Raw genomic sequence first — 11,309 nt, 5'->3', positions numbered from 1 at the left:
AACAATATAAAGGATAACAATAACTCTCCTAAAAAAGTCAACATTGTTAATTGCCAAAAGGTTAATTTTATCCAACCACAAATTGCCTTAACGCCATATATAAACTGAATAAATAATGGAATAAATAATATAACAACTATTAATAATTCTAACATTTCACAAGTTACTTTTTATATAAACATCTCAAAATTACCCCTTCAATATATTCCTCGAAATAACCAATTTCTGGATTTCCGTAGTTCCTTCGCCAATGGTACACAATTTAGAATCTCGATAGAATTTCTCTACCGGATAATCCTTGGTATAACCATAACCACCGTGAATTTGCACCGCATCGTTGGCTATTTTTACGCAAACTTCTGACGAAAACATTTTACTCATTGCACCGAGCGTAGTCATATTTCGGTCTTTGTTTTTCAAGAAAGCCGCCTTGTGCAACAACAATTCCGAGGCTTCAATTTCGGTAGCCATATCGGCTAGTTTAAAAGCTATTGCTTGAAATTCACTAATCGCTTTGCCAAATTGATGTCTTTCTTTCGAATATTTTAATGCCGCTTCATAAGCTCCTTTTGCAATTCCTAAAGACAAAGCACCAATGGAAATTCTTCCGCCATCCAATACTTTCATCGATTGAACGAAACCATCGCCAACTTCTCCTAATCTATTAGCATCCGAAATTCGGCAATTGTCAAAAATCAATTCAGCCGTTTCGCTGGCACGCATTCCCAGTTTATTTTCTTTTTTCCCAGAAGTAAATCCCGGCATTCCTTTTTCGAAAACAAAAGCGGTCATTCCTTTAGAATCTCCTTTTTTTCCGGTGCGAACAATCACTACGGCGATATCACCCGATTTTCCGTGCGTGATGAAGTTTTTAGCTCCGTTAACAATCCAATGATCCCCATCTTTTAAGGCAGTTGTATTCATTCCGCCAGCATCGGAACCTGTATTGTGTTCTGTTAAACCCCAAGCACCAATATGTTCACCAGTGGCTAATTTTGGAATCCATTTTTTCTTTTGTTCTTCATTTCCAAATGTCAAAAGATGGTTTGTACACAATGAATTATGCGCTGCAACAGACAATCCTATCGATGGATCGACTTTAGAAATTTCTTCAATGATGGTAATGTATTCGTGATAACCCAATCCTGAACCACCCAGTTTTTCGGGAACCAAAACGCCCATAAAACCCATTTCTCCCAGTTTTTTGAATAACGGAATCGGAAAAGTTTGCGCTTCGTCCCACTCCATTATATAAGGTCTAATATTTATTTCTGCAAAATCTCTTATAGATTGGGCAATCAATGCTTGCGTTTCGCTGTAATCAAAATTCATTTTTTGTACACTTTTTTAGAACGCCAAATATAGCGCAATTATGGCAATTTTATCGACTGGAAAATCTTTAATTTTAGACAAATCTTCTTTGGTTTTGAAGTCGCCGTTCATACTTCTAAAGGTAACTATGTTTTTTGCTAGCGGATATTTGAAATAAGGAAATTGCGAAAGTTCCTTTATTGACGCATTATTGATGTCAATTTTTTTGATATTTGGAATCATCGAAACATTAAAATGGCTATTCAAATTATCGATAACTTCGGGTGATAATCCCCAAACATCCTTCATTTGTTCCATCGAAACAAAGACTCCCAAACTTTCTTTGTATTTTAAAATCCGAAGCGAGATAGCCTCGCCAATTCCATAAATTTTAATTAAATCTTCTTGAGTAGCTTGATTGATGTCGATTATCACTATTTTTTCTTTTTTGGCAAAAGCCGTGTAAGGCGTATTTTTATAGTTCTTAAATTCCTTTTTGTTATTTACCCAATCTGGGAATTTGAAATAGGGCGAAATAGCATTCAACAAAGAATCAGAAACTTTTGTCACGGCTTGAAATTCTTTGGGTGAATTCACATATTTATTCTCTTTTCGAAAAGCAAGTAACCTGTCAATTTCAGCAACTGACATTCCGAGTTTATAACCTTTGAAATCTGTAATGAAATTAGGATTGAACGGATAAATCTTTGGAACATAATCCCTCTTTTCCTGTTTCATCGAATCAATTTGTGATTGCAAGGAAAGCCATTTTTCTTTTTCGGGTGATTCTTTGGAAAAAGAACTAAAATCCGTAAAAAAATAAAGCAATTGTAAAACAATGATAATAGCAAACAATAAAAAAATTCCAGCACTCTGGCCTCGTGAAAATTGGAAATAGGATTTTATTGCTTTGAAAGTCATCAAAAAAATATTTTACGAACCCTAAAAATAAGAAATATTTTATAAAATAGCTCTATCTATTAAAGAAATATTAAAAAGCAAAAAATTGGATTTTAAAAAATACGGATTTCTATATCGCCTCAACATTAAAAAAACAATATATTTGAAAACTTAAAACAATAAACTACAAAATATGTCAATCTGGAAAAGAAAACCACTCGAACTGCTTTTGGCCGAAGCTGCTGATTCCGAAAAAGGATTAAAAAGAACATTAACCGCTTGGTCATTAATGGCATTGGGAATTGGCGCCATCATTGGTGCTGGTTTGTTCGTAAGAACCGCTATGGCAGCAGCACAAAATGCCGGCCCATCAGTAACTATCGCCTTCGTTGTTGCCGCTCTTGGCTGTGCTTTGGCAGGCTTGTGTTATGCCGAACTCTCCTCATCCATCCCTATTTCGGGAAGTGCCTATACCTACACTTATGCTACAATGGGCGAATTCTTAGCATGGATTATTGGCTGGGATTTGATTCTTGAATACGCCGTAGGTGCTGCAACTGTTGGAATTGCCTGGAGTGAATACCTAAATGATTTTTTGATTAATGTACTTCATATTAGCCCTATTCCTTATGAATTTTCACACTCACCTTTCCAAAAACTTGTCGACCCTGTAACTCAAGTAACTCAGCGCGGTATAATCAATTTACCTGCCTTTTTTATAGTTGCTATGATAACTTTGCTTTTGATAAAAGGAATTCAGGAATCTGCGTTTGTGAACGGAATTATTGTAATTGTAAAAGTAACCATCGTAATTCTAATCGTTGTAATTGGCTGGAATTTTATCAATCCTGCCAATCACACACCTTATATTCCCGCCGCTTCTGTCTTTACTGATGAGCACGGAATTGATCACAGTTATGGTGGCATAATGGGAATCCTGGGGGCGGCAGGTACCGTATTTTTTGCCTTTATTGGATTTGATGCTGTGAGTACTGCTGCTCAAGAAACGAAAAATCCAAAAAGAAATATGCCGATAGGAATTTTGGGATCACTGGCGATATGTACGGTTTTATATATTCTTTTCGCCCATGTTTTAACAGGCGTTGCAACGGTTGAAGATTTTAGAACTGGCGGAAAAGAAGCCTCAGTTGCATTTGCTATCAACAAATATATGATTGGCTATTCTTGGCTTGGTCAACTCGTGACTGTCGCTATTTTATTTGGATTTACTTCAGTAATTTTGGTGATGTTATTAGGGCAATCTAGAGTATTTTATTCGATGAGTAAAGATGGCTTATTGCCAAAAGTATTTAGCGATTTGCATTCAAAATTCAAAACTCCTTACAAAGCAAATATTGGAATTTTAGTCATTGTGGGACTATTTGCTGCATTTGTACCTGGCGATATAGTGGGAGATATGACAAGTATTGGAACTTTATTTGCTTTTGTGCTGGTTTGCATTTCGGTAATTATTTTGCGAAAAAAAGAACCCGATATGAAAAGAAAATTCCGTACACCTTGGGTTCCTTTTGTCCCAATATTGGGTGTTCTAGTTTGCTTGGCAATGATGTATGGTTTAGGTTGGCCTAACTGGCTACGATTGTTCGTTTGGATGGCAATTGGAATTATAATCTATTTTGCTTACGGTCGAAAAAATAGTACCTTGAACAATCCTGAAAAATAATTTAGTATCTTTTTTAAAAAAGGGATTATAGAGTTTTAAAACTTTATAATCCCTTTTTTTTATTTATGACAATTCGCTACAAATCAAAAACCGAAGTGCGTTTGGCTCGAATCAAATCTTTCAAGCGAATCCAAAAAGCCAAAGTCAAATAAACACCAAACCACAAACCAGCCGTTACAAACGTAATGTAAATAAAAAATAAACGAACGTTAGTAACTCGCATTCCTAATTTATCAGCAAGACGCGAGGAAACGTGAAAACCGTGTTTTTCGAAAAAATATTTGAGTTGTATTACTGCTGACATATTTTTGAGTCTTGGGTTTTGGGTAAAAATACGAAATTATATGATTTCTGAATCAATTTTTTTTCAGCAATTCCATTCCAATGGCACATTCCAAGCAACGACTCTTGTTGCAATATTCATTTTTGAGTTGCAGCAAAGATTGAGATTCAAAAGCATTTTTAGACTTAATTCCAAAGGAACTGAATTTATCCATAATCGCATTTTTCTCAGGAGTAACTTCATTCAACAATTGAATCAAATCTTCTGAAATCTCCTTTCCTTGACTTTTTGCATAAGCAAATTGAAGTGGAATAATGGAATTTATTATTAGCAAATCGATAAATGATTTGGACAATTTTTTATTTTTCTTCGGGCTTTCCTTATCAAATTGATAATGGTTTTGCCAATAACCAGAAGCCGAAACTTCAAAAATTTCATAAATACTTTTTATGGAATTAAAAGTACTTATGTTAGAAAATAGATTTTGATGAAGATGATATAAATTAGCCAATTGAGAAAGCCGAATCGTTGGGAAATTATCTGGACGATGCTTGAAAAACTGAACAGGTTCCACTATTTTTTTCTCGAATTGGTATTTGTGCAGCAAATAAAAATATCGGAACTTCAAATCCTTGAAATAATTATCTTCTTTTTCCGCATCCAACAAACCAGCATTTCCCAAAAGTAAAGCTTCTAAGTTTTCGACCTCAAAACTTTCTTTTCTGATAATAGAAAACGGAATCGATTGTGCGATTTTCAAAAAGGTTTCCCCATTAGTATTCAAACCAAAATTCTTGGCCAAAAGACAAAACAACACCGCTTCCCAATCCTTATTGGTTTGTTCTAACAACTCGTAAATGGGTTTTGATTTTCTTTCTAATCGTTCAAAAAACAAACGTTCCTGCCAGTTTCGCAACGTGAATTCATCAATTTCATTCAGTTGTTTTTCGCAAAATATCCAAGATTTTGGAGTCATCAAGGATTGATAATTTTCGATTGTGGATTTATCTACATACTTCTTTAATTCTAAAACTGGAATTTCAGTATTATTACTTCTGAAAATTTCGGTGTCGTGTTCCCAAACCACGTGAAGAATTACGTTTTCATAGGCTGCATCTCTTTCGTGATGATGCACATACCAATCCGAAGATTTTAGATGGATTTCTACATTTCCAGCCCATTTTTGGTTACCAATGGTAATTTGAGCATTGAAAAAATCAGGTCCAGCAAGTTCCAAATATTGTCCAGCATTGACAATCATAATTTCTTCTCCATTGGAAGTTTTCAAATTCAAGGTGTCAAACTTCTTGAATTTCCAGAGATAATGGAGAAAATCTTCTTTCATAATTAGATTTGAAGATGATAGACAAATAGATGATAGATTAAAAGACTAAAGTAATGAAAAATTCTAACTGTGAGTAATTTATCGCATCAAATACAATTTGGCGCAAGCCCGAGCATCGGATAGTGCTTCGTGATGATTCAATTCAATTCTCATTTCACGACAACAATCGCTCAGTTTGGTTGGTTTTAATCCTTTGCCTTTGTATATTTTCACGGTACATTCCCATCGGTAACCAATATTTAACTCTTCATAATTTAAACCATAAAGAGCCATCGATTTAGCAAGAACATTCCTGTCGAAGCTTTCATTATGAGCCACAATCACTCGGTTTTGAAGTCGTTTTTGAATTTCAGGAAATACCTGCGTAAAAGTTTTTGCGTTCACCGTATCCCGAGGATAAATGCCGTGAACGGCAATTGTATAAGGCGAATATTCGTTTCTTGGCGGTTTAATTAGAGTAACATATTCATCTATAATAATCCCGTTTTCGACGGTAACAATCCCTACCGAACAAGGATGGAATGCAATTGCTGTTTCAAAATCTATGGCGGTGAAAGTCATTTGATATACGATTTTTGATTGCTGATTTTAAAATTTATTCGAAGAAATTCCAAACCAAACCAAATCGTATCATAAAATCACGGTACGGATTATTAGGCGCAGAATAAAAATTATTTCCCGAAAAGGTAGAGTTAAAATGTTCGGCAATAAAATAAATTCGAGTTCTTTGAATTTTCCCATTAAAGAAAAAATCTAGGTTAGGATAACTCCCTATTTGCTTCTTGTTTTGAATAAAAAACTCACCAATTACAGGATTATAATCATTCGCATAGTATTTTGTGAAATAGTTTAAAGTAACTCCTGTTTGGAAAAACAAAGCTTTATGAAACAGATGATCCGAGAAATAAAAAGTGTTTCGAGTAACAATTTCAGGTACGTTTAGAATGAGATTTTGCTGGTCAGCCTTTTGATACAAAACCGTATTATCCAAAGCAAATTTCCAAAAGCTTAATTCTTTACTCACCTTAACCGACAAATAATTTATGGTTCCGCTGTATTGTTTTGGAGCAACAATCTGCTGATCTACGTCAATAGAAACATTTTCAAAATACAAATGGTCATTTAAAGCAGCAACCTGAAGCGAGGCGTCAAACCAAGGAGTGATGGCATTAGCGCTCAGTGAATTTATTTTTTCGTTATTAAAATTGTTAGACCAATTGTAACTCACGAAACTACTTTGATATAAATTATAATTATTGTTAGCTAATTTATTTATGTTTTGGTACCGAAAATTCAATTGGGTTTCATCATTCAAATCATATTGCAATTTAGCGTCCAAGTTCGACAATGATTGATTGGTAAGAGATCTTGAAAAAATAAATTTACCATTCCACTTATTTTTTTGATAGTCATATTGACCTCCAACACTGTTTATCCTTTGGCTTATCGAACTAGGAATTGTTTGGTTATCTAAAATTAATATTTGGTTGTAATAATAATTACTGTAAAAATCATCAGCAAAAAACTGGAATTTTCCCAGAGTTGTATTTTCATAAACAAGCCCCACTCTATTGTAGGATTTATTGTAATGAGTTTGGTCATTTATTCCGCTAATTTTATAGGAATCACCAAATCTATAAATTCTCCTACCACTAACAGAAGAAGCAACTGTAGCTTGATTGTATTCGAAAAATTTATTTTCGTAATTAAACTGGTGCGTTACGTATAAATTATTATTCCCTTTTACCGAATTTATTCTGAAAGTATGGTCTAAAAAAAATCGTTTCCCTTTCAAGAATGATTTTGCATCAGTGAGATAAACTTCTAATCGTTCGCGATTTTTATAATCAGGATTGGCACTTTCGAAGTCATCAATAGAGGTAATTCCACCATTTTCACCATTTAAAATATCTTGAGAAACAAAATGGGCATTGGCTGAATATTGCCCTTTTTTTGTACTATAACTAGTTGTAAATCTAAAATTTCCAGTGCTTGATAATTGATTAATATATTTTCCTGTAGAACGCAATCCTCTATAAGCAATCGAAAAGTTTAGCCTTGGAGAAGTATTCAACGTTAGAAAAGCATCTGTTGATTGTCCTTGCTGCATCACGGTTTTAAAATACAATTCTGTTACAGGTGTCGCAACAGAACAATATCGAATTTGATTGGCTTCCAAAAAATTAAAATTTTTAGCCGTAAACCCAAATTCAGGAAAAGGAGAAAAATCAGTTAAACTGTATTGCAAAGTGTTGTAAGTCTGCCCTTCGTTAGGAAAAGCCAAAAGCCCAAAAGTATCTTTTCGCAAATAATTATAACTGTATAATTTTTTTATAGTTTGAGAAGTATCAATATAAGTAGTGTCTCGTTCCAACGTAATCACGCGATACATATCTATTGTAGCCACCTTTTCTTTTGGCTTTTTAATAGAATCGGAACTATTGTATTTACTATTATAATCTAATTCGCTTGTCTTTTTTTCTTGAGAAAACAGGATTGTTGGCAATACTAAAAGAGATAAGAAAAAGAAAATCCTCATTGGAGATGATATATAATTAGGCAATTAATCTAAAATTTTATTCAAGCAAAGGTAAATGAAAAAACATATAAATAAAAAAACGCTCTAAATTATGGGAATGTTTTGGGAAATAGAAAGAAAATCCATTTTTTTAAAGAAAATTTACAATATTTGTTGTTCCAATAAAATCAATATGCTGCTCTCTAATTTTTCGAAATTCATCCTAGAAACCGGAACCGACGAAGCCGGTCGTGGTTGTCTTGCAGGTCCAGTTACAGCGGCTGCGGTTATCCTCTCCCCAACCCTCTCCAAAGGAGAGAGAGCAAAAACGGATACTATAAAATTTCTATTAGAACAACTAAACGATTCAAAACAATTATCCGAAAAAACAAGAGAAAAACTCAGACCCATAATCGAAAGCCAAGCTATTTCATTTGCCGTAACCCATTTGCATCCAAATGAAATTGACGAAATCAATATTCTGAATGCTTCGATGAAGGGAATGCAGGAATGTATTTTGAAATTAAACCTCACACCCGAATTTATTATTGTAGATGGAAATCGATTATTAAACGCAAAACTGGGTTTGAAAACAACTTTTGGAAAACAATTTTCGAAAACTGAAATTGAATTATTAAAATCGATTCCCAATCAAAGCATTGTAAAAGGAGATTCGAAATACATGAGCATTGCTGCGGCTTCCGTTTTAGCAAAAACCTATCGGGATGAATATATGAATGTCATTCACGAAGAATTTCCAATGTACAATTGGAAGCAAAACAAAGGCTATCCAACGAAAGAACACCGAGAAGCGATAAGAAAATATGGCGTTACCAAATACCATAGAATGACATTTCGATTGTTGCCAGAACAGTTGAAATTGGATATTTAGGTTGTTTTTTTATAAAAGTCCTTTTGATGATTTGTAAATATTTATTTATATATTTGAGAAACAAATAAAGTATGACGTTTGTCACTACAATCTACCCAAAATTAGATGTATAATAGCGCCTACGTCATTACTATATACAAGTTAGCCGTCAGTTTAGTAGAACGCAGAAATAACAACAAATAATGAAGAATTATAAATCAATTTCCTTAGCACTTTTTACATTAATTTCCTGTAACCAAATGGTAAATAACAAAGAGGAAAATCTGAATACCGAAACAACTATTTTGGAAAAAAAAGTTGAAAATAAAAAAATTGGAAATACTGAAACTTCTAAAGATAAAATCGATACGATAGTAATTAAAAATCAAACTGCAATTATTATCGAACCAACGGACAAGCAAATTGAAAAACGTAAAAAAGCAGTTGGTGAAGAAGACTTTTATATTGGAGTTGACGATTATATGTTTTATTTAAATGAATCAACTGAAACTTTTCGTAAAAACAAACTGAAAGTTTTAAACATTAAAAGTGGTAAAATAATCAAGTTTGAAATGGAGACCGGAAATAATGCAATTTTAGAATTAAATGACGAAGATGAATTATGGCAAATATATTTGTTTGACCCAAAATTAAAGCCAAAAAAAATCGATATGACAGATTCTGAAAATGAATACAAAAATTATTTCAAGTGAGAAAAAACCACACTGACATTCGTTTGTCCACATTCTCCGGTGCTCGATTGCATCGAGTACCTACATAAATTAAAGGACAAAAAACGTAGCGTTTGCAACGCGGTTAATAAAAAAACAAGTGAAAAGAGCCGCGTTGCAAACGCTTTATTCAGTTTATAAAAGTAAGCAGGTACTCGATGCAATCGAGCACCAGATTAGGATGAACAATGAATTATTAATCTCCAAAGAAAATCCGTGTCAATCTATTAAATCCGTGTCATCTGTGGCCTATTAAAAAGTCACAAACTCTGCTTCAAACAAATCAGAAAAATGTTTCAGGATTTTTGCTTTCACTTCTTCTTCATCCACTTTTTCAACTCCGAGTTCCACATTTAAAGAAGTTACTGCTTTGCCACGAATGCCACAGGGAATGATATTGTCAAAATAACCCAAATCTACATTTACATTCAATGCAAAACCGTGCATCGTAACCCAGCGCGAAGCACGAACACCAAGCGCACAAATTTTCCGAGCAAATGGAGTTCCAACTCCGAGCCAAACTCCGGTTTCGCCTTCGCTTCTGCCGCAATCGAGTCCATATTCAGCCAAAGTCAGAATAATGGCTTCTTCCAGAAAACGCAAATATTTATGAATATCGGTAAAGAAATTTTCTAAGTCCAAAATAGGATAACCCACGATTTGACCTGGGCCGTGATAGGTAATGTCACCACCACGATTGATTTTATAGAAAGTCGCGCCTTTGGCTTCGAGTTGTTTTTCGTTTAGCAGTAGATTTTCTAAATCGCCACTTTTTCCTAAAGTATAAACGTGCGGATGTTCGACAAAAAGAAAATAATTGGGAGTTTCTAAAGACGTTTCTTCTCTCCTATTCTGGATTTTCAAATCGACTACACTTTTGAAAATTTCTTCTTGGTATTCCCAAGTGGTTTTGTAATCCTTGAGTCCTAAATCTTGGAGTTGGATGGTTTTGTTCATTTAAAAAAAGTTCTAAAATGCAAAGATACAAAGGAAATCTTTGTCAAAGTTTAGAACTTTGACAAAGATTTACTCCAAAACAACCTCAAGATTCGTGATTTCTGGATTTTGCAAACAATCGGTCAAAAGAAATTGCAATTCTAACGATTTTTTGTCTTCGCTAATTTTCGCATTGGAATTTGATACCGATTTGATTTTTCGAGGAAAATGATAGTTTAAAATATAAGGCTCGTTAATTTTGAATTTCAAGCGAGCTTTTGATGCAATAATTTTCTCTTGTTGCTTTTTCAATTCTACTGAATCTGTGATTTTCACGATTCTTTTAAATTGACTTCCGTCAAAAGTGAAACTGATGTTATAATAATGTTCTTCGGCACTCAAAGCATAATTATGTTCTAAATCGTCTGCATATTCTCCGGTTTTATACAAATCAGGAACTTCTTCAATCTTATTGAAATTCTGAGTGATGGTTGTTCGAAATTCTTTTTCATAAGAACTTTGTTTTATATGCACATTTACGTTCTCAAATTTTTGAAATACGGCTTTTTCCGTTGGAGTAAGTTTCGAAAATGTTTCTGAATATTTGGTTATAAAATCCTTGAAAATATAAGTTGTATCCACAAATTTCTCTTCTTTTGAATAATTTTCACCAGCCAATTGCATATAACTTTGTTCATCACGGAGTTGGATTATTTCAATTTTTCCCGTT

At 33.8% G+C, this 11,309-nt stretch carries 11 protein-coding genes; 3 read left to right on the top strand and 8 right to left on the bottom strand.

Translation table 11 applies throughout. The features are described from left to right. Positions 1–189: 189 nt before the first annotated feature. Together PHC28_RS09825 and PHC28_RS09820 are read right to left on the bottom strand one after the other, a co-directional pair. A complete protein-coding gene (locus PHC28_RS09825; RefSeq protein WP_300099358.1) occupies positions 190–1,332 on the bottom strand; it encodes an acyl-CoA dehydrogenase family protein in 1,143 nt (380 codons plus the stop codon). A 15-nt stretch (positions 1,333–1,347) separates the two neighbouring features. Continuing rightward, positions 1,348–2,232 (bottom strand): helix-hairpin-helix domain-containing protein, encoded by an 885-nt coding sequence (locus tag PHC28_RS09820; protein WP_300099355.1) that lies wholly within the window; start codon positions 2,230–2,232, stop codon positions 1,348–1,350. Between the two features lie 172 nt (positions 2,233–2,404). Here PHC28_RS09820 and PHC28_RS09815 point away from each other — a divergent pair, with 172 nt between their 5' ends. Next, on the top strand, positions 2,405–3,895 hold the full coding sequence (locus tag PHC28_RS09815; RefSeq protein WP_300099352.1) for an amino acid permease: 1,491 nt from the start codon (positions 2,405–2,407) through the stop codon (positions 3,893–3,895). 76 nt (positions 3,896–3,971) lie between these two features. Here the strand turns inward: PHC28_RS09815 and PHC28_RS09810 are convergent, their stop codons facing one another. The 4 genes from PHC28_RS09810 to PHC28_RS09795 form a co-directional block, all read right to left on the bottom strand. Next, complete coding sequence (locus PHC28_RS09810) at positions 3,972–4,199, bottom strand: PspC domain-containing protein (protein ID WP_300099349.1); 228 nt, start codon at positions 4,197–4,199, stop codon at positions 3,972–3,974. 52 nt (positions 4,200–4,251) lie between these two features. Beyond that, a complete protein-coding gene (locus tag PHC28_RS09805; RefSeq protein WP_300099346.1) occupies positions 4,252–5,523 on the bottom strand; it encodes a DUF2851 family protein in 1,272 nt (423 codons plus the stop codon). Between the two features lie 78 nt (positions 5,524–5,601). Next, positions 5,602–6,084, bottom strand: coding sequence for a 3'-5' exonuclease (locus PHC28_RS09800; protein WP_300099343.1), 483 nt, complete (start codon positions 6,082–6,084; stop codon positions 5,602–5,604). Positions 6,085–6,118: 34 nt separating this feature from the next. Next, a complete protein-coding gene (locus PHC28_RS09795) occupies positions 6,119–8,062 on the bottom strand; it encodes a putative porin (protein ID WP_300099340.1) in 1,944 nt (647 codons plus the stop codon). Between the two features lie 172 nt (positions 8,063–8,234). Here PHC28_RS09795 and PHC28_RS09790 point away from each other — a divergent pair, with 172 nt between their 5' ends. Both PHC28_RS09790 and PHC28_RS09785 read left to right on the top strand, forming a co-directional pair. Continuing rightward, positions 8,235–8,933, top strand: coding sequence for a ribonuclease HII (locus PHC28_RS09790; RefSeq protein WP_300099361.1), 699 nt, complete (start codon positions 8,235–8,237; stop codon positions 8,931–8,933). Between the two features lie 182 nt (positions 8,934–9,115). After that, positions 9,116–9,625, top strand: a complete 510-nt coding sequence (locus tag PHC28_RS09785; protein ID WP_300099337.1) for a hypothetical protein — start codon at positions 9,116–9,118, stop codon at positions 9,623–9,625. A 270-nt stretch (positions 9,626–9,895) separates the two neighbouring features. On the opposite strand, the gene lipB is transcribed toward PHC28_RS09785, so the two are convergent. Together lipB and PHC28_RS09775 are read right to left on the bottom strand one after the other, a co-directional pair. Next, entirely contained in the window at positions 9,896–10,600 is a 705-nt protein-coding gene (gene lipB / locus PHC28_RS09780) for a lipoyl(octanoyl) transferase LipB (protein WP_300099334.1), read from the bottom strand. A 69-nt stretch (positions 10,601–10,669) separates the two neighbouring features. Further along, positions 10,670–11,309: hypothetical protein (locus PHC28_RS09775; RefSeq protein WP_300099331.1), on the bottom strand; the 640-nt coding region annotated here is incomplete at its 5' end.

Origin of the sequence: Flavobacterium sp. (assembly GCF_028712645.1) — a bacterium.
In the GTDB taxonomy this organism is placed as follows: Bacteria; Bacteroidota; Bacteroidia; order Flavobacteriales; family Flavobacteriaceae; genus Flavobacterium.
This window is presented reverse-complemented; position numbering and strand designations above follow the sequence as displayed.